General features: G+C 39.0%; 16 protein-coding genes, 1 tRNA gene and 1 riboswitch. Of the genes, 13 read left to right on the top strand and 4 right to left on the bottom strand.

Translation table 11 applies throughout. The features are described from left to right. Positions 1-48: 48 nt before the first annotated feature. The gene (nrdH, locus tag N8O80_RS01230) at positions 49-267 is read right to left on the bottom strand and encodes a glutaredoxin-like protein NrdH (protein WP_000259240.1); all 219 of its coding nucleotides are present in this window, start codon (positions 265-267) and stop codon (positions 49-51) included. A 350-nt stretch (positions 268-617) separates the two neighbouring features. Between nrdH and N8O80_RS01225 the strand changes: the two genes are divergently transcribed. The 7 genes from N8O80_RS01225 (at position 618) to N8O80_RS01195 (ending at position 13616) form a co-directional block, all read left to right on the top strand. Beyond that, positions 618-881 carry a phosphocarrier protein HPr gene (locus N8O80_RS01225; RefSeq protein ID WP_000146947.1) on the top strand — a complete coding sequence of 88 codons (264 nt, stop codon included), beginning with the start codon at positions 618-620 and terminating at the stop codon, positions 879-881. 5 nt (positions 882-886) lie between these two features. Next, positions 887-2620, top strand: a complete 1734-nt coding sequence (ptsP, locus tag N8O80_RS01220) for a phosphoenolpyruvate--protein phosphotransferase (protein WP_261026456.1) — start codon at positions 887-889, stop codon at positions 2618-2620. 142 nt (positions 2621-2762) lie between these two features. Then, the gene (gene adcAII / locus N8O80_RS01215; RefSeq protein ID WP_261026455.1) at positions 2763-3680 is read left to right on the top strand and encodes a zinc-binding lipoprotein AdcAII; all 918 of its coding nucleotides are present in this window, start codon (positions 2763-2765) and stop codon (positions 3678-3680) included. A gap of 7 nt (positions 3681-3687) precedes the next feature. Beyond that, complete coding sequence (locus tag N8O80_RS01210; RefSeq protein WP_261026453.1) at positions 3688-6219, top strand: pneumococcal-type histidine triad protein; 2532 nt, start codon at positions 3688-3690, stop codon at positions 6217-6219. Between the two features lie 157 nt (positions 6220-6376). After that, positions 6377-8947: a pneumococcal-type histidine triad protein gene (locus N8O80_RS01205; RefSeq protein ID WP_261026449.1), complete on the top strand. Its 2571-nt coding sequence runs from the start codon at positions 6377-6379 to the stop codon at positions 8945-8947. Positions 8948-9127: 180 nt separating this feature from the next. Beyond that, entirely contained in the window at positions 9128-10018 is an 891-nt protein-coding gene (gene adcAII / locus N8O80_RS01200; RefSeq protein WP_398584270.1) for a zinc-binding lipoprotein AdcAII, read from the top strand. Between the two features lie 7 nt (positions 10019-10025). Next, the gene (locus tag N8O80_RS01195) at positions 10026-13616 is read left to right on the top strand and encodes a pneumococcal-type histidine triad protein (protein WP_261026445.1); all 3591 of its coding nucleotides are present in this window, start codon (positions 10026-10028) and stop codon (positions 13614-13616) included. 38 nt (positions 13617-13654) lie between these two features. On the opposite strand, the gene pepT is transcribed toward N8O80_RS01195, so the two are convergent. Beyond that, entirely contained in the window at positions 13655-14878 is a 1224-nt protein-coding gene (gene pepT / locus N8O80_RS01190; protein WP_261026443.1) for a peptidase T, read from the bottom strand. Between the two features lie 153 nt (positions 14879-15031). Here pepT and hemH point away from each other — a divergent pair, with 153 nt between their 5' ends. Continuing rightward, entirely contained in the window at positions 15032-16126 is a 1095-nt protein-coding gene (hemH, locus tag N8O80_RS01185; RefSeq protein WP_261026441.1) for a ferrochelatase, read from the top strand. A gap of 41 nt (positions 16127-16167) precedes the next feature. Here the strand turns inward: hemH and mscL are convergent, their stop codons facing one another. Both mscL and N8O80_RS01175 read right to left on the bottom strand, forming a co-directional pair. Further along, positions 16168-16548, bottom strand: a complete 381-nt coding sequence (gene mscL, locus N8O80_RS01180) for a large conductance mechanosensitive channel protein MscL (protein WP_000910203.1) — start codon at positions 16546-16548, stop codon at positions 16168-16170. An 85-nt stretch (positions 16549-16633) separates the two neighbouring features. Continuing rightward, a complete protein-coding gene (locus N8O80_RS01175) occupies positions 16634-17065 on the bottom strand; it encodes a GtrA family protein (RefSeq protein ID WP_261026438.1) in 432 nt (143 codons plus the stop codon). Between the two features lie 28 nt (positions 17066-17093). Further along, positions 17094-17190: riboswitch (PreQ1 riboswitch) on the top strand. Between N8O80_RS01175 and N8O80_RS01170 the strand changes: the two genes are divergently transcribed. From N8O80_RS01170 to dapA, 5 genes are all read left to right on the top strand, one after another. Next, complete coding sequence (locus N8O80_RS01170; protein WP_033681817.1) at positions 17188-17697, top strand: QueT transporter family protein; 510 nt, start codon at positions 17188-17190, stop codon at positions 17695-17697. Its footprint overlaps the riboswitch before it by 3 nt. A 99-nt stretch (positions 17698-17796) precedes the next feature. Further along, positions 17797-17869, top strand: a tRNA-Thr gene (locus N8O80_RS01165). Positions 17870-17973: 104 nt separating this feature from the next. Then, positions 17974-18228 carry a hypothetical protein gene (locus N8O80_RS01160; RefSeq protein WP_261026434.1) on the top strand — a complete coding sequence of 85 codons (255 nt, stop codon included), beginning with the start codon at positions 17974-17976 and terminating at the stop codon, positions 18226-18228. Between the two features lie 225 nt (positions 18229-18453). After that, entirely contained in the window at positions 18454-19530 is a 1077-nt protein-coding gene (locus N8O80_RS01155; RefSeq protein ID WP_261026431.1) for an aspartate-semialdehyde dehydrogenase, read from the top strand. Between the two features lie 56 nt (positions 19531-19586). Further along, the gene (gene dapA, locus N8O80_RS01150) at positions 19587-20522 is read left to right on the top strand and encodes a 4-hydroxy-tetrahydrodipicolinate synthase (protein WP_000121600.1); all 936 of its coding nucleotides are present in this window, start codon (positions 19587-19589) and stop codon (positions 20520-20522) included. The last annotated feature ends 8 nt before the right edge of the window (positions 20523-20530 follow it).

Below are 20530 nucleotides of genomic sequence, written 5' to 3'. Positions count from 1 at the left end.
CTTCTAAGTTAGCCCTAGAAGCAGTTTCTTCTGGATGATGTACTAAGATTATGCTAATTGTTTCAGTTTTCCTGGTTGGAAACCTGAAAAGACTTCAGTTGGTGTTTGGATAACAGGAGCTGCGCTGAAACCGAGCTCTTTAACTTGATCTATATACTCAGGTTGCTCATCAAGATTGATTTCACGATAAGCGACATTATTACTGTCCAAGAAACGTTTGGTCATCTTACATTGGACACAGTTGTTTTTAGAATAAACGGTTACCATTGTGTAACTCCTCTTTCAAAATAGATTACTTTCTTAGTATATCAGAAAATAAATTTTTGTCAATGATTTAAAACTAAATATAGTGGTCTATTTTTCTATCAAACACACAAAGACACAATATATAGTGTTTTGTTTTTGAAATAGCAAAGAATATCCTACAAGTAGTTTTTTGGAAAACTATATCCTGTGTTTTATCAATAAATATAGAAGATTTTCAGCAAGTTATCTGAAAGGAAATCGAATAAATCCCATAAAATGCTTGAAAAAAATCCGAGAAGATGATATAATACCAAATTGTAAGGGTTATCACATATAACTCAAAAAAGAAAGAACAAAAGGAGAGTCAAACTATGGCTTCTAAAGATTTCCACGTAGTGGCAGAAACAGGTATTCACGCACGTCCAGCAACATTGTTGGTACAAACTGCTAGCAAATTTGCTTCAGATATCACTCTTGAGTATAAAGGTAAATCAGTTAACCTTAAATCAATCATGGGTGTTATGAGTCTTGGTGTTGGCCAAGGTGCTGACGTAACGATCTCAGCTGAAGGTGCAGATGCAGATGACGCTATCGCTGCAATCTCAGAAACAATGGAAAAAGAAGGATTGGCATAAGGAAAATGACAGAAATGCTTAAAGGAATCGCGGCATCTGATGGTGTTGCAGTTGCAAAAGCATATCTACTCGTTCAACCGGATTTGTTATTCGAGACTGTTTCAGTCGAAGATACAAACGCAGAAGAGGCTCGTTTGGATGTAGCTCTTGAAGCTTCTCAAAACGAGCTTTCTCTTATCCGTGAGAAGGCTGTAGGTACGCTTGGTGAAGAAGCGGCTCAAGTTTTTGACGCTCATTTGATGGTTCTTTCTGACCCAGAATTGATTGGTCAGATTAAAGAAACAATCCGTGCTAAGAAAGTCAATGCTGAAGCAGGTCTTAAAGAAGTGACTGACATGTTCATCACTATCTTTGAAGGTATGGAAGACAATCCATATATGCAAGAACGTGCAGCGGATATCCGCGACGTGACAAAACGTGTATTGGCAAATCTTCTTGGTAAAAAATTGCCAAACCCAGCTTCTATCAACGAAGAAGTAATCGTGATTGCGCATGACTTGACACCATCTGATACAGCTCAATTGGACAAAAACTTTGTAAAAGCTTTTGTAACTAACATCGGTGGACGTACAAGCCACTCAGCTATCATGGCACGTACACTTGAAATTGCAGCTGTATTGGGAACAAATAACATCACTGAAGTGGTGAAAGACGGTGATATCCTTGCCGTTAACGGAATTACTGGTGAAGTGATTATCAACCCAACAGATGAACAAGCGGCTGAATTTAAAGCAGCTGGTGAAGCTTATGCTAAACAAAAAGCTGAATGGGCACTTTTGAAAGATGCTCAAACAGTGACTGCTGACGGTAAACACTTCGAGTTGGCTGCTAACATCGGTACTCCAAAAGACGTTGAAGGTGTTAACAACAACGGTGCAGAAGCTGTTGGACTTTACCGTACAGAGTTCTTGTACATGGATTCACAAGATTTCCCAACAGAAGATGAGCAGTATGAAGCATACAAGGCTGTTCTTGAGGGAATGAATGGTAAACCAGTGGTTGTTCGTACAATGGATATCGGTGGAGATAAGGAACTTCCTTACTTCGATATGCCACACGAAATGAACCCATTCCTTGGATTCCGTGCCCTTCGTATCTCTATTTCTGAAACTGGAGATGCAATGTTCCGTACACAAATCCGTGCCCTTCTTCGTGCTTCTGTTCATGGTCAATTGCGTATCATGTTCCCAATGGTTGCCCTTTTGAAAGAATTCCGTGCAGCTAAAGCAGTCTTTGATGAAGAAAAAGCAAACCTTCTTGCTGAAGGAGTTGCAGTTGCGGATGATATTCAAGTTGGTATCATGATTGAAATCCCTGCAGCAGCCATGCTTGCAGACCAATTTGCTAAAGAAGTTGACTTCTTCTCAATTGGTACAAACGACTTAATCCAATACACAATGGCAGCAGACCGTATGAACGAGCAAGTTTCATACCTTTACCAACCATATAACCCATCAATCCTTCGCTTGATCAACAACGTTATCAAGGCAGCTCACGCTGAAGGTAAATGGGCTGGTATGTGTGGTGAGATGGCTGGTGACCAAAAAGCTGTTCCACTTCTTGTCGGAATGGGCTTGGATGAATTCTCTATGTCAGCAACATCTGTACTCCGTACACGTAGCTTGATGAAGAAATTGGATACTGCTAAGATGGAAGAGTACGCTAACCGTGCCCTTACAGAGTGTTCAACAATGGAAGAAGTTCTTGAACTTCAAAAAGAATACGTTAACTTTGATTAATCGAAAAGTCCTTGCAACTTAGTTGCAAGGTTTTTTTATAGTTTAATAGCATAAAATCTATTAACTAGTTCATAAAATGCTTGACAATAAAAAAAATCGGAGTAGAATATTAACTAGTTAAATAACTAGTTAAGGAGTTTTTATGAAGAAACAAAATTTGTTTTTAGTGTTGTTAAGTGTCTTTCTTTTGTGTTTAGCTGCTTGTGGGCAGAAGGAAAGCCAGTCAGGTAAAGGGATGAAAATTGTAACTAGTTTTTATCCTATCTATGCTATGGTCAAGGAAGTATCTGGTGACTTGAATGATGTTCGAATGATTCAGTCAAGTAGCGGAATTCACTCCTTTGAACCTTCAGCAAATGATATTGCAGCCATCTATGATGCAGATGTATTTGTCTACCATTCGCATACGCTCGAATCTTGGGCAGGAAGTCTGGATCCAAATCTAAAAAAATCTAAAGTTAAGGTTTTAGAGGCTTCAGAAGGAATGACATTGGATCGTGTCCCAGGGCTAGAAGATGTGGAAGCAGGTGATGGAGTTGATGAAAAAACGCTCTATGACCCTCATACTTGGCTAGATCCTGAAAAAGCTGGCGAAGAAGCGCAAATTATCGCTGATAAACTTTCAGAGGTTGATAGTGAGCACAAAGAAACTTATCAGAAAAATGCGCAAGCCTTTATGAAAAAAGCTCAAGAATTGACTAAGAAATTCCAACCTAAATTTGAAAAAGCGACTCAGAAAACATTTGTAACCCAACATACAGCCTTTTCTTATCTTGCTAAGAGATTTGGATTAAATCAACTTGGAATCGCAGGTATCTCTCCAGAACAAGAACCAAGTCCAAGACAACTAACAGAAATTCAGGAATTTGTTAAAACCTATAAGGTTAAAACGATTTTTACAGAAAGTAATGCTTCTTCGAAAGTAGCTGAAACTCTTGTCAAATCAACAGGTGTGGGGCTTAAAACTCTGAATCCTTTAGAGGCAGACCCACAAAACGACAAAACTTATCTAGAAAACCTAGAAGACAATATGAGTATTTTAGCAGAAGAATTAAAGTGAGGAAAGAATGAAAATCAATAAAAAATATCTAGCTGGGTCAGCAGCTGCACTTGTTTTAAGTGTCTGTGCTTATGAACTAGGTTTGCATCAAGCTCAAACTGTAAAAGAAAATAGCCGTGTTTCATACATTGATGGCAACCAACCAAGCCAAAAGGCAGAGACTTTGACACCTGATGAAGTCAGTAAAAAAGAAGGTATTAATGCCGAGCAAATTGTTATCAAGATTACGGATCAAGGTTATGTGACTTCTCATGGAGACCATTATCATTACTATAATGGCAAGGTTCCTTATGATGCTATCATCAGTGAAGAACTGCTGATGAAAGATCCGAATTATCAGTTGAAGGATTCCGATATTGTCAATGAAATCAAGGGTGGCTATGTGATTAAGGTAGATGGTAAGTATTATGTCTATCTTAAGGATGCAGCACATGCTGATAATGTTCGAACAAAAGAAGAAATCACTCGTCAGAAGCAGGAACACGGTAGTAATCACGGAGGAGGTTCTAACGATAATGCAGTAGTCGCTGCTAGAGCTCAGGGCCGCTATACAACGGACGATGGTTATATCTTTAATGCATCTGATATTATAGAAGATACAGGCGATGCTTATATCGTTCCTCATGGCAATCATTTCCACTATATTCCTAAGAGTGACTTGTCTGCCAGTGAATTAGCTGCAGCTCGAGCCTTCCTAGCTGGGAAAGGTAATCAACCAAGCTCAGTTGGGTATCGTCCTTCAACAAATTCTTCTAGCAGTAGCTCATCAGAGACATCGAATAGTAGTTCATATGGACAAACGAATCAAAGCAATGTTGAGGCAAATACCAGAAGATGGACTCCAAGTGTTAGCCCACAAGTGGATAATAGCTATCAAGCTAGTCCGAGTGAAGACGTATCCAGTCTCTTGAAACAACTTTATGCCTTGCCGCTTAGTCAACGACATGTGGAATCAGATGGACTTGTTTTTGATCCAGCGCAGATTACAAGAAAAACTGCGAATGGTGTTGCAGTGCCACACGGAGATCATTATCACTTTATCCCTTATTCTCAAATGTCTGATTTAGAGCAGAAGATTGCGAGAATGATTTCTGAAAATTATCAAGGGAATCATACTACTGCAGGTGGTAAAGAATTAAAACCAATTCCGACTCCAAGCCTTCCAAATTTAATTCCATCTCCTGTTTTGCCAGCTCTTACCTTAAAACCTTTGAAACCTATTGTAAAGCCGGCTCCTACTCCAAATCCTAAAATAGACTCAAATTCTTCTTTGGTTAGTCAGCTGGTACGAAAAGTTGGGGAAGGGTATGTATTCGAAGAAAAGGGCATCTCTCGTTATGTCTTTGCGAAAGATTTACCATCTGACACTGTTAAAAATCTGGAAAGCAAGTTATCAAAACAAGAGAGTGTTTCACACGCTTTAACTGCTAAAAAAGAAAAAGTTGCTCCTCGTGACCAAGAATTTTATGATAAAACATATAATCTGTTGGCCGAGGCTCATAAAGCTTTATCTGAAAATAAGGGTCGTACTTCTGATTTCCAAGCCTTAGACAAATTAGCAGAACGCTTGAATGATGAATCTTCTAATAAAGGAAAATTGGTAGATGATTTATTGGCATTCCTAGCACCAATTACTCATCCAGAGCGACTTGGCAAACCAAATTCTCAGATTGAGTATACCGAAAATGAAGTCCGCATTGCTCAATTAGCTGATAAGTATACAACTTCAGATGGTTACATTTTTGACGAACATGATATTATCAGTGATGAAGGAGATGCCTATGTAACGCCTCATATGGGACATAGTCACTGGATTGGAAAAGACAGCCTTTCTGATAAGGAAAAAGCTGCGGCTCAATCTTATACTAAAGAAAAAGGCATCCTACCTCCGTCAGCAGACGCAGATGCTCAAGCAAATCCAACTGGAGATAGTGCAGCGGCTATTTACAATCGTGTGAAAGGGGAAAAACGAATTCCACTCGTTCGACTTCCATACATGGTTGAGCATACAGTAGAAGTTAAAAATGGTAATCTGATTATTCCTCACAAGGATCATTACCATAACATTAAATTTGCTTGGTTTGATGATCACTCATACAAAGCTCCAAATGGTTATACTCTGGAAGACTTATTTGCGACGATTAAGTACTATGTTGAACATCCTGATGAACGTCCACATTCTAATGACGGATGGGGAAATGCCAGCGACCATGTCTTAGGTAAGAAAGACCACAGTGAAGATCCCAAAAAGAACTTCAAAGCGGATGAAGAACCAGTAGAGGAAACACCTGCTGAGCCAGAAGTTCCTCAAGTAGAGACTGAAAAAGTAGAAGCCAAGCTCAAAGAAGCAGAAGCTTTGCTTGCGAAAGTAACGGATGCTAGTCTGAAAGGAAATGCGACAGAAACCCTAGCTGGTTTACGAAATAATTTGAGTCTCCAAACCATGGATAATAATGGTATCATGGCAGAAGCAGAAAAATTACTTGCGTTGTTAAAAGGTAGTAATCCTTCGCCTGTAAGTAAGGAAAAAACAAATTAATGAAAAATGGGAGTCTCGATAAAGAGACTTTCATTTTTATTATGTATATACGAAAAATTCTTGACAAGCAGTACTAAAAATAGTAAACTATTAACTAGTTAATTAACCGGTTTATTATTTTATAGTGAATCAAATAGAGTTAAGAAAAGAGGAAAGAATGAAAATCAATAAAAAATATCTAGCTGGGTCAGCAGCTGCACTTGTTTTAAGTGTCTGTGCTTATGAACTAGGTTTGCATCAAGCTCAAACTGTAAAAGAAAATAGCCGTGTTTCATACATTGATGGCAACCAACCAAGCCAAAAGGCAGAGACTTTGACACCTGATGAAGTCAGTAAAAAAGAAGGTATTAATGCCGAGCAAATTGTTATCAAGATTACGGATCAAGGTTATGTGACTTCTCATGGAGACCATTATCATTACTATAATGGCAAGGTTCCTTATGACGCCATCATCAGCGAAGAACTGCTGATGAAAGATCCAAATTATCAGTTGAAGGATTCAGACATTGTCAATGAGATCAAGGGTGGCTATGTGATTAAGTTAGATGGTAAGTATTATGTCTATCTAAAGGATGCAGCACATGCTGATAATGTTCGCTCAAAAGAAGAAATCACTCGTCAGAAGCAGGAACACGGTAGTAATCACGGAGGTGGTTCTAGCGATAAAGCGGTAGTCGCTGCCAGAGCCCAAGGACGCTATACAACGGATGATGGTTATATCTTTAATGCTTCTGATATCATTGAAGATACAGGCGATGCCTATATCGTTCCTCATGGAAATCACTTCCACTATATTCCTAAGAGTGATTTGTCTGCCAGTGAATTAGCTGCTGCCCAAGCCTTCCTATCTGGTAAAGGTGGTCAACCAAGCTCAGTTGGCTATCGTCCTTCAACAAATTCTTCTAGCAGTAGCGCATCAGAGGCATTGAATAGTAGTTCATATGGACAAACGAATCAAAGCAATGTTGAGGCAAATACCAGAAGATGGACTCCAAGTGTTAGCCCACAAGTGGATAATAGCTATCAAGCTAGTCCGAGTGAAGACGTGTCCAGTCTCTTGAAACAGCTTTATGCCTTGCCGCTTAGCCAACGACATGTGGAATCAGATGGACTTGTCTTTGATCCAGCGCAGATTACAAGAAAAACTGCGAATGGTGTTGCAGTGCCACACGGAGACCATTATCACTTTATCCCTTATTCTCAAATGTCTGACTTAGAGCAGAAGATTGCGAGAATGATTTCTGAAAATTATCAAGGAAATCATACTACTGCGGGTGGTAAAGAATTAAAACCAATTCCGACTCCAAGCCCTGCTCCAGAGCCTACCCCAATACCAAGTCCACAACCTGTACCAAATCCTCAACCAGCTCCAAGCAATCCAATTGATGGAAAATTGGTAAAACAGGCGATTCGAAAGGTAGTTGATGGTTATGTCTTCGAAGAGAATGGAATTTCGCGTTATATTTCTTCCAAGGAACTTTCAGCAGAAACTGTTGCAGCCATTGATGATAAACTTGCCAAACAAGAAAGTTTGTCTCATGAGTTAGGAGCTAAGAAAACCAATCTTGCATCTGCTGATCAAAAATTTTACAACAAAGTTTATGATTTACTAGCAACAGTTCATCAAGATTTGATTTCCAATAAAGGGCGCCAAGCTGATTTTGACGCTTTTGATAGACTATTGGAACGTCTCAACGATGAGTCAAGTGATAAAGTCAAGTTAGTTGATGATATCCTTGCTTTTCTAGCGCCGATTCGTCATCCAGAACGTTTAGGAAAACCAAATGCACAAATAGCTTACACAGATGATGAGATTCAAGTAGCCAAGTTGGCAGGCAAGTATACAACAGAAGATGGCTATATCTTTGATCCCCGTGATATCACCAGTGATGAGGGGGATGCCTATGTAACTCCGCATATGAGCCACAGTCATTGGATTAAGAAAGATAGTTTGTCTGAAGCTGAAAGAGTAGCAGGTCAAGCTTATGCTAAAGAGAAAGGTTTGACGCCTCCTTCAACAAATCATCAAAGTTCAGGAAATACTGAGGCTAAGGGAGCAGAAGCGATTTACAATCGAGTAAAAGCAGCTAAGAAGGTACCACTTGACCGTATGCCTTACAATCTCCAACATACTGTGGAAGTTAAAAATGGAAGTTTGATTATACCTCATTATGACCATTACCATAACATCAAATTTGAGTGGTTTGACGAAGGACTTTATGAGGCACCTAAGGGGTATACTTTAGAAGAGCTATTTGAAACTGTGAAGTATTATGTTGAACATCCAAACGAACGTCCGCATTCAGATAGTGGTTGGGGCAATGCGAGCGACCATGTTCAAAGAAACCACAATAGTCAAGCTGCTAACAATCAAACAGAGAAACCAACAGAGGAGAAACCTCAGACAGAAAAAATTGAGGAGGAAAAACCTCGCGAAGAAAAACCGAAAAATGAGAAAGCACAATCTCCAAAACCAAAAGAACCAGAGGAATCAGAAGAAGAATCACCATCGGAACCAGAGGAACATCAGGTTGAAACTGAAAAGGTTGAAGAAAAACTGAGAGAGGCGGAAGAGTTACTTAAAAAGATTAAGGATCCAATTCTTAAGTCCAATGCCAACGAAACTCTCACAGGATTAAAAAATAATCTGTTATTTGGTTCTCAGGACAACAATACTATTATGGCAGAAGCTGAAAAGCTATTAGTCTTGTTAAAGGAGAGTAGGTAACTATACAACTATTATAGAAGATAAAAAGGGAGCAGAATATGGATTCTGTTCTCTTTTTTGTGAAATTGTGTAAAAATTCTTGACATATTTTCTAAATAAAGATAAACTATTTACTAGTTAATTAAATGGTTAAACACTAGTTAAGGAGTTATAGTGAAAAAGAGGACGATTTTAGTATTGATGACCAGTGTCTTGGCTCTGGTATTAGCTGCTTGTGGTCAAAAGGAAAGCCAGTCAGGTAAAGGGATGAAAATCGTGACCAGTTTTTATCCTATCTATGCCATGGTCAAGGAAGTATCTGGTGACTTGAATGATGTTCGAATGATTCAGTCAAGTAGCGGAATTCACTCCTTTGAACCTTCAGCAAATGATATCGCAGCCATCTATGATGCAGATGTATTTGTCTACCATTCGCATACACTTGAATCTTGGGCAGGAAGTCTGGATCCCAATCTAAAAAAATCCAAAGTTAAAGTTTTAGAAGCTTCAGAAGGAATGACATTGGATCGTGTCCCTGGTCTAGAAGATGTGGAAGCAGGTGATGGAGTTGATGAAAAAACGCTTTATGACCCTCACACTTGGCTAGATCCTGAAAAAGCTGGCGAAGAAGCCCAAATTATAGCTGATAAACTTTCAGAGGTGGATAGTGAACACAAAGAAACTTATCAAAAAAATGCGCAAGCCTTTATCAAAAAAGCTCAAGAATTGACTAAGAAATTCCAGCCCAAATTTGAAAAAGCGACTCAGAAAACCTTTGTAACACAACATACAGCCTTTTCTTATCTAGCTAAGCGATTTGGACTCAATCAACTTGGTATTGCAGGTATCTCTCCAGAACAAGAACCAAGTCCAAGACAACTAACAGAAATTCAGGAATTTGTAAAAACCTATAAGGTTAAAACAATTTTTACAGAAAGTAACGCTTCTTCAAAAGTAGCTGAAACTCTTGTCAAATCAACAGGTGTAGGTCTTAAAACTCTGAATCCTTTAGAGGCAGACCCACAAAATGACAAGACTTACCTAGAAAACCTAGAAGACAATATGAGTATTTTAGCAGAAGAATTGAAATGAGGAGATTATGAAAATAAATAAGAAGAAACTTGCTGCTGGTGCAGCTGTCGTCCTTTCTTTAAGTCTTTGTATTTATGCATTGAATCAACATCAGACAGGAGAGAATAAAGATACGAATCGTGTATCTTATGTCGATGGGAAACAAGACACTCAAAAAACAGAGACACAAACACCAGATCAAGTCAGCAAAAAAGAAGATATCCAGGCTGAACAGATTGTTGTGAAAATCACTGATCAAGGTTATGTGACTTCACACGGTGATCATTTCCATTATTATAATGGGAAAGTTCCTTTTGATGCGATTTTCAGTGAAGAACTTTTGATGAAAGATGCCAATTATCAACTTAAAGACGCTGATATTGTCAACGAAGTCAAAGGTGGTTACATTATCAAGGTAGATGGTAAGTATTATGTTTACCTTAAGGATGTGGCACATGCGGATAACGTTCGTTCGAAGGACGAAATTGAACGCCAAAAACAAGGTCATACTCACGATGCACCAACATCTAATAGTGCAGTGGCGCTTGCTCAATCTCAAGGTCGCTATACTACTGATGATGGCTACATCTTTAATGCATCTGATATTATAGAGGATACTGGTGATGCTTATATCGTCCCTCACGGAGGACATTACCACTACATTCCAAAGAGTTCCTTGTCTGCTAGTGAATTGGCTGCAGCACAAGCTTACCTCTCTGGAACTAGAAATCAGCCTAGTGTGACTGACTATCGTCCAAGTACAAATGGGACTGGTCAAACTACCAAGCCTATTCAACAGGCTGAAATACCAAGTAATAAAGCCGAGAGTCTTCAAAGTCTATTACAGCAGCTCTATGCTCTTCCAAGTACTCAACGATATGCTGAATCGGATGGTTTGACTTTTGATCCTGCTAAGATTTTAAGCAGGACACCGAGTGGTGTAGCGATTCCTCATGGAAATCACTATCATTTCATTCCCTATACAAAGCTTTCTGCATTAGAAGAAAAGATTGCGAGAATGATTCCTTTGGCTAGTGACAGTATAAAACCAACACTATTGGAGAATCCAAGCAAACCAGCAGAAAAACCTACTCAGCAAAACCATCATCATGAGAAAGACGGTGACCATGGAAGTCAGGCCCCTAAGCATGAAGAACATGGACATGACGCTCATCATGATGAAGACCATGATCACGGTTTTGATGCTAATCGTGTCATCAGTGAGGATGAGCAAGGCTTTGTCATGTCACACGGCGATCATAATCATTACTTCTTTAAGAAAGATTTGACAGCAGAGCAAATTAAGACCGCCCAAGATCATTTGAAAGGTAAGACGCCAGTAACACCGAGTCCAGCCCATGATGATGAACACGATAACCATAATCATGACCACAAACATGATGAAGACCATGATCACAGTTTTGATGCCAATCGTGTCATCAGTGAAGATGCGGCAGGATTTGTCATGACTCACGGTGACCATAATCATTACTTCTTTAAGAAGGACCTAACACCAGAACAAATCAAGGCCGCACAGAATCATTTGAGAGGTAAAACGCCAGTAACACCAAGCCCAGCCCATGATGATGAACACGATAACGATAATCATGGACACCATCATGATGAAGACCATGATCACGGTTTTGATGCTAATCGTGTCATCAGTGAGGATGAACAAGGATTTGTCATGAGTCACGGTGACCATAATCATTATTTCTTCAAGAAGGACTTGACAGCGGAGCAAATTAAGGCATCTCAGGATCATTTGAAGACACATCATGATGCAGAACCTGTAAAACCTCTTGCTAAAACGGTAGAGTCTTTCTCAAGAGATGCTAGCGATGAAGAAAAGATTGCTTATATTTCTAAAACATACGGAGTTCCACTTGAAGCGATAAGAATTTCAAACGGATTCTTTGTTTTTGGAAATCCAGACCAAGCCTACGATCCAACTCATATCCACCCATATGCTGTTCGTAAGGAACATGTGCGTCTTCCGCTACAAACTGGCAATCCAGAGCTTGATTTCCTAAATGAACTCTATACCACTGCTTTGCGAGATGGTGTGTCTCCTTATAGCTTGCAGGTAGAAAATGGTAGTTTTGTGATTCCTCATGGCGACCACAATCACTACATCAAGGTTCAAACTAAGGGCTATGAAGTAGCTTTGAAAAACAAAATTCCAGCTCTCCAATCCAACTATCAACCTGGAGCTTTTGATGAGAAGGCAGTCTTGGAAAAAGTAGATCAACTTTTAGCTGATAGCAGAAGCATCTACAAAGACAAGCCTATCGAACAAAGACAGATTGAGTTAGCCTTAGGTCAGTTTACTGAAAACATGAAGAAACTGGCAACTAACTCTACAGCAGGTTATCTTGCAACACTGGATCTCTTTGATAAGCAATATATCCATATTGATGAGAGTGTCAAACCTGTTGAAACAAGTGCTTTAGATAAGAAATATCAAGCCTTGATTGATAAAATCAATACACTAGATACAGATTCTTATGGACTTCCTAAGAAAGACCTTCTCGTTCGACTCCAAGAAGCTAAATTGGCTAAAGATGAGGCTGCTTTAGCAGCGGTTGAATCACAACTTCAAGCTCTTCAAGACTTTAATGATCGAACAGGTGTTACAACTGTAGAATACATCAAGTATTTCTACGAACATGTAAATGACGGTCGTTTGAGTGATGAACTTCGTAATAAAGTGGCTCAGTTGACTTGGACCTTGTATCAATCTCAATCCTTCCTTAAGGCAGCAGAATTGAACAAATTATTCCCAAGCATCTATCAGGCAAAACAAGAAGTGGAAGAAGCTTTGAAAGCTCAACCAACTACTGCTAAATCGACTAAGACAGTTCTAGATACTGAAAAAGTAGATAACCAAACTGCTAAGACAGCTATTTATGGGTTCTTGAAAGAATTGTACGGAGACTTTATGCCTGAAGAGCATGTCAGTCATGTCAGCAAGGAAGAAGTAGAAAGTCTTTTGAGCAAGGCAATTCAACTCTTGGAACAAATCCAAGAAGAAGGAATCAGACAATCCTTGGCAGAAGAAGTAGAAAATCTTAAAGTTGCTACAAACAAGGCTGATGCAGACTTGGATGAAGTAAACAGTCAGGTGAAAGATGTCTTGACTCGTATCGCTAGCGCTCTTCAACAAGAGAAGGAAAATGCTGAGCAAGATCCTCAGACGCTTGTTCTCTATCAAAAACTCTACGATATTCTTATGTCGCTTCATGCTTATTTAGAAAACAATAAGGGTTCTGATGAAGACTTTGATAAGGTGGATGCATTACTAGATCAACTTTCTGCTAAGAGTAAAGATAAAGCTGCTTTACTTGAATTGACAAAAGCTATCCTAGTCTTGAATCAAGAAATCAAGTCAAAATCAAGTGCGAGTGAAGAAGCAACTCCAGCAACAAATGCTGAGGCAAATGGTGATAAGACAAGTCCCGAAACTGAAACATCAGCAACTGCAGAATCTAACAGTGAAATTGCCAGCGACGAAAACAAACCAAGCAACACAACAGATTCTAAATCAGCTGAATCAGCTTCAGAAAAGGAAACAAAAGAATCTACAACAAGTACTGAAAATCAAGAAAAACCAGCATAATAAAAAGAAAGGCGAAGTAGCTGAGCTACCTCGTCTTTTTAGTCTTTATAAGCTACGATACCAATGATGGTATCAACTGCACGTTCCATGGTCTGAAGGCTGACGTATTCAAAACGTCCGTGCATATTTTCTCCTCCTGCAAAGATATTGGGAGTTGGGATTCCCATAAAGGAAATCTTAGAGCCGTCTGTCCCTCCACGGATTGGTTCGATTATTGGAGTAATCCCCAAATCTTCCATAACTGCTTTGGCAATGGTAATTGGAGTCATATCTTTTTCAATGACTTCTTTCATATTGTAGTACTGGTCTGTCAAGTTGAGAGTGACACGGTTGCTACCAAGTTCTTGATTCATCTTATCAGTGATAGACTGCATAGTTGCTTTACGCGCTTCAAAGGCATCTTTTTCAAAATCACGAATGATGTAGCTTGCACGCGCCTCTTCGACACTACCTGTCACATCCATTAGATGGTAGAAACCCTGGTAACCTTCTGTTAACTCAGGTCGGTCATTCTCTGGAAGTTGATTGTGAAAATCAATTGCTAGCTGAAGGGCGTTGACCATTTGCCCTTTGGCAGTACCAGGGTGGACATTGCGTCCTTGGAAATGCAATTCAGCACCAGCTGCTGAGAAAGTCTCGTACTGAAGTTCACCTAGTGGTCCGCCATCTACAGTATAGGCAAAATCTACATCAAAATCTTCTGCATCAAATTTATTGGCACCAACACCAATTTCTTCATCAGGTCCAAATCCAACACGAATCTCACAATGCTTAATTTCTGGATGGTCATTCAAGTATTCAATTGCTGTCATGATTTCAGCAATACCAGACTTGTCATCTGCGCCTAGCAAGGTTGTACCGTCTGTTGTGATGAGCGTTTGTCCTGGATATTTTTCAAGACTCTTAAAGTCAGCTGGATCGAGTTTGAAACCAGAATTTCCAAGTTCAATCACACCACCATCGTAGTTTTCAATTACCTGTGGATTGACTCCTTCGGCATTAAAATCAGCAGTATCCATGTGTGAAATAAAGCCTATCTTACGTGTTAAAGATGGATCATTAGATGGTAGGGTTCCAATGGCAAAGCCGTTTGGTAAATAGTAAACATTCTGAAGTCCAACACGTTTCATTTCGGGGATAAGAACATTTGTCGCGAAATTAACCTGACTCTGCGTACTTGGAGTAGTAGTAGAGTGTTCGTCAGAGCGCGTGTTGATCTTAACGTAGGTTAAGAAGCGGTCCAAGAGATTGGGATAAGTCATAAAAAACTCCTTTTGAATTCATTTTTTCCATTGTATCATAGAAAAGAGAGAAAAACAAAATACTGAAGTTAGGGAAATTCGCTATGTTGGCGTTTACTTATCAACGAATTAATGATAAAATAAACTTGATAAAAATATCACAAGGAAGCGATTATGAAAAAAGCAATTTTAATGATGACTTTCGGTTCGCCAGAAGAGATTACCTTTGAAGGTGTGGCTGATTTTTTCACAAATATTCGTCGTGGAGTGAGACCTCAAGACCACGAAATTCAAACTCTCTACGATAATTATGTACTAATTGGAGGGACGCCTCTGCAAAAAATTACTCGAGAAGAGGTTGCCTTGGTAGAAGGCAGGCTGGGTAATGAATACAGTGTTTATTTTGCTAATAAGTTTTCTAGACCCTTTATTCCAGATGTGATTGGTCAGATGGAAGCAGACGGTATTGAACAGTGTATTTGCTTGATTTTAGAGCCTCATTATTCTTTTTACTCTGTCATGGGCTATGAGAAATTTTTAGAAAGCAAACAAATTCGATTTTTAGTTATTAAGGATTGGTATCAAGAAGAAGCGCTCTTAAACTATTGGGCAGATGAAATTGCTAAGATTTTAAAAGAAGAAGTAAAGCAGGATAGCTTTAAAGTCATTTTTTCAGCCCACAGTGTCCCCATTTTTGCCTTGGATTTTGGTGATCCTTATATCGATCAAATTTTTGAAAATAGCAAGCTAGTCGCTGAAAAACTAGGTTTGAGTTCTGAGCAATATACTAACACTTGGCAAAGTGAAAGTGATATCGGGATTCCATGGATTAAGCCAGATGTCTTGGAGTATCTTAGAGAGCAGAAAGAACATCCAGACCATTATATTTTTGTTCCTATCAGCTTCATCAGCGAGCATATTGAAGTCTTGTTTGACAACGATGTGGAATGTTATGACTTGTGTCAAGAATTGGGGGTGAACTATCATCGTCCACCAATGCCAAATACAGATTCTCGTTTGATTGATGCCTTGATTAGTACAGTCAGAGCCAATGAACATCAAGAATTTAAGGAATTTCTCCCAGAAGAAGAAACCTTTGATGAGTTAGTTCCTTCAGATGAGACTAAAAATATCTTGGCTGAATCTCAAGATTTACAAATGCCTGAATTTGTGAAAAAATTGATTGAGAAAAAAGGTCGTGAAAATGTTAAGATGCCTTATCTTATCAAGAGAATGCTTGAAAAAGCAGGTAAGTTACCAAAAGAGTAAAGAAAAAAGGATTTAGCTTTGTGCTAGATCCTTTTAATTGATTATTTTTTCTCAAGAAGAGCTTTGATTTCTTGAAGTACTTCCAACTCAGTTGGACCAGCTGGAGCTTCCTCAGCAGCTTCTTCTTTCTTAGTAAGGCTTTGAGCTTTTTCAATACCTTTAATAACGAAGAAGAGAACAGTACCGATAACTAGGAAGTTGATAACAGCACTCAAGAATTTACCATATGTAACACCATTCCAAGCAAGCTCAGCGATGTTTTGTACTTTCGCAGCTTCCAAGGCTGGATTCAAAATAAGTGGAGTGATGATATCGTTAACAAGTGATGTAACGATTGCACCAAAAGCAGAGGCAATGATCACACCGACAGCAAGGTCAACAACATTACCGCGAAGCAAAAATGCTTTAAGATCTTTTAACATTTTCATAATTTCCTTTCAAAAAATTTTTACACTTAATTATATATTAATTAAGAAGTTCTTGCAAGCTATATGTTTAAAATTTTTCTTATTTTTTAAAAATAAATACCTTACTAAAAATGTAATTGAGGATAATTATCAAGAATTGTGCAATAACTGTTTCAATACTATTTACCTTATTAATATTATTATTTACAAATTGCCCGATAATATTAGGAAACTGAGTTACAAAGAGAAAAGTTAAAAACAAGTCTAAAAGAAAAGTAGAAAGACGTGCTAGAGTAAATTTAACTAAACGGCTTGGCCAATTTTGCCTAGCTTGCTTGAATACAATTGTATCATTTGTAATAAATGCAAACAGAATACCGATACTATTTGCGAGTCCAGTAGCAAGGAGTTCTCTATGAGTTAGTTGATAAATGACTAATCTGGATAGGATAGCTATAAGAGTAGTAGCTATACCAAAAAAGAGATAGAGTAAAAGCTCATTTTTCAAGAGACTTTGAATACGTTTTTTCATATTTTTAGTATAGCATAAAGCAGTCTATTGTGCTATACTAGTAAGGTTGATTGAATCAACCCTTGGTGCTTAGCTTCTTTCACCAAGCATATTACACGCGGGAAACCGCCAAAGGAGAAAAGATGAAAAAATTAACTATTCGTGATGTTGCAGATATTGCAATCGTTGCTGCTATCTATGTCGTTTTGACTGTCACACCGCCCCTAAATGCCATTAGCTACGGTGCTTATCAGTTCCGCATTTCAGAAATGATGAACTTTATGGCTTTTTACAATCCTAAGTACATCATCGGAGTTACCATCGGTTGTATGATTGCTAATTTCTTTAGCTTCGGACTCCTAGATGTTTTTGTTGGTGGTGGATCAACCTTAGTATTCCTTAGTCTAGGTGTTTGGCTTTTTGCAAAATACAGTAAAGATTACCTCTTTAATGGATTGATTCGAAAAGATCATTTCTTCTTTTCAATCCTATTTTCAATTTCCATGTTCACCATCGCTGCCGAGTTGAATATCGTAGCGCAATTACCATTTTTCCTTACTTGGTTTACAACAGGAATTGGTGAATTTGCCTCATTAATTGTTGGAGCGATTATTATCGGTAAAATTGGTCGTCGAATCGATTTAAGCAAATAGAAGAAGATAAGCTAGGCAACTCTGATCTGGCTTTTTATTATGGAAAATATCTAAGGAAACTTGACAAGTTTTTCTAACTATAGTATACTTCTTAAGTAAGCTGATTTAGCTCAGTTGGCAGAGCGCATCCATGGTAAGGATGAGGTCGCCGGTTCAATCCCGGCAATTAGCATGAAATAGACAGAAAAGCCCTTGATTTACAAGGGTTTTTGTTATGTCTGCATCAAATGTTTCAAAGATATTTCTATTCATCTGTGTAAATGAAACTAATACTCAATGAAAACCAAAGAGCAAACTAGGAAGCTAGCCGCAGGTTGCTTAAAACACTGTTTTGAGGTTGTAGATAAGACTGACGAAGTCAGCTCAAAACATGTTTTTGAGGTTGTAGATGAAACTGACGAAGTCAGTAACCATACATACGGTAAGGCGACGCTGACGAAGTTTGAAGAGATTTTCGAAGAATATAAAGAGTTTCGTCTGTTGACAAAAGTGATTCTCTTTAGTAGAATAGAAGATGCGATGAGTCGATAGGTAGTCTTCGGACTACTATTGAGCATAAGGAGGTCATAACGCAGGAGCGGACCTTGATGAGTTGTGTGAACCTGCTCATCACATGAAGATGCCTCTTAGTCCCTAGTCTAGCGACTGGGGATTTTTATTTTCCAAAAAATGATGAAAAAGCTTTGCAATTCATGGAAAAAGTAGTATAATACATCTATTATAGAAATTTTTAGAAAATTCCGAAAGAGGTTATTTATGGGATATACAGTTGCTGTAGTCGGCGCGACAGGTGCTGTCGGAGCTCAGATGATAAAAATGTTGGAAGAATCAACACTTCCAATCGATAAAATTCGTTTACTTGCTTCTGCACGTTCAGCAGGCAAGACTTTGAAATTTAAAGACCAAGCTATTACGATTGAAGAAACGACTGAAACAGCTTTTGAAGGAGTTGATATTGCTCTCTTTTCAGCAGGTGGTTCTACATCAGCTAAATATGCACCATACGCAGTTAAAGCTGGAGCGGTAGTAGTAGATAATACATCTTACTTCCGTCAAAATCCAGATGTTCCTTTGGTTGTTCCAGAGGTCAATGCTCACGCACTTGATGCTCACAATGGTATCATTGCCTGCCCTAACTGTTCAACTATCCAAATGATGGTTGCTCTTGAGCCAGTTCGTCAAAAATGGGGCTTGAACCGTATCATTGTTTCAACTTACCAAGCCGTTTCAGGTGCTGGTATGGGAGCAATTCTTGAGACACAACGTGAACTTCGTGAAGTTTTAAATGATGGAGTGAAGCCACGTGATTTGCATGCGGAAATCTTACCTTCAGGCGGTGACAAGAAACACTATCCTATCGCCTTTAACGCTCTTCCACAAATCGATGTCTTTACTGACAATGATTACACTTATGAAGAGATGAAGATGACTAAGGAAACTAAGAAAATCATGGAAGATGATAGCATCGCAGTGTCTGCAACATGTGTTCGTATTCCAGTCTTGTCAGCTCACTCTGAGTCAGTTTATATCGAAACAAAAGAAGTGGCTCCAATCGAAGAAGTGAAAGCAGCTATTTCAGCTTTCCCAGGTGCTGTTCTTGAAGATGATGTAGCTCATCAAATCTATCCTCAAGCTATCAACGCTGTTGGCTCACGTGATACCTTTGTCGGTCGTATCCGTAAAGACTTGGATGCTGAAAAAGGAATCCATATGTGGGTTGTTTCAGATAACCTTCTCAAAGGTGCTGCCTGGAACTCAGTTCAGATCGCAGAAACGCTTCACGAACGTGGCTTGGTTCGTCCAACAGCTGAGTTGAAATTTGAATTAAAATAGTCATATCGTTTAGGAGTTCAGATGAACTCCTTCTTTGAAATAGAGAGGTGTTTCTCATGTCTTATCAAGATTTAAAAGAGTGTAAAATCATCACAGCCTTTATTACCCCTTTCCATGAGGATGGTTCCATCAACTTTGATGCTATTCCAGCCTTGATTGAGCATTTATTGGCCCATCACACAGACGGCATTCTCCTAGCTGGAACAACTGCTGAGAGTCCAACTTTGACTCACGATGAAGAGTTGGAACTCTTTGCAGCTGTACAAAAGATTGTCAATGGACGCGTTCCTTTGATTGCGGGTGTAGGTACCAATGATACCCGAGACTCGATCGAGTTTGTCAAAGAAGTAGCAGACTTTGGTGGCTTCGCTGCTGGACTTGCTATCGTACCATACTACAACAAACCTTCACAAGAAGGCATGTATCAGCACTTTAAAGCGATTGCAGATGCTTCTGACTTACCTATTATCATCTATAACATTCCAGGGCGTGTAGTAGTGGAATTAACTCCAGAAACCATGCTTCGTTTGGCTGACCATCCAAATATCATCGGTGTCAAAGAATGTACCAGCTTGGCTAATATGGCTTACTTGATTGAGCACAAGCCAGAAGAGTTCTTGATTTATACGGGTGAAGATGGAGATGCTTTTCATGCCATGAACCTTGGTGCGGATGGGGTTATTTCTGTTGCCTCTCATACAAATGGAGATGAGATGCACGAGATGTTTACTGCCATTGCAGAAAGCGATATGAAGAAAGCCGCAGCTATTCAACGTAAGTTCATTCCTAAGGTTAATGCCCTCTTCTCTTATCCAAGTCCTGCTCCAGTTAAGGCCGTTCTTAACTATATGGGATTTGAAGCTGGACCGACTCGTCTACCTCTAGTTCCAGCACCAGAAGAAGATGCCAAACGCATTATCAAGGTTGTCGTAGATGGCGACTACGAAGCAACTAAGGCAACTGTAACAGGTGTTTTAAGACCAGATTACTAATAATTACA

This window comes from Streptococcus mitis (assembly GCF_946190155.1).
Lineage (GTDB): Bacteria > Bacillota > Bacilli > Lactobacillales > Streptococcaceae > Streptococcus > Streptococcus mitis_CL.
This window is presented reverse-complemented; position numbering and strand designations above follow the sequence as displayed.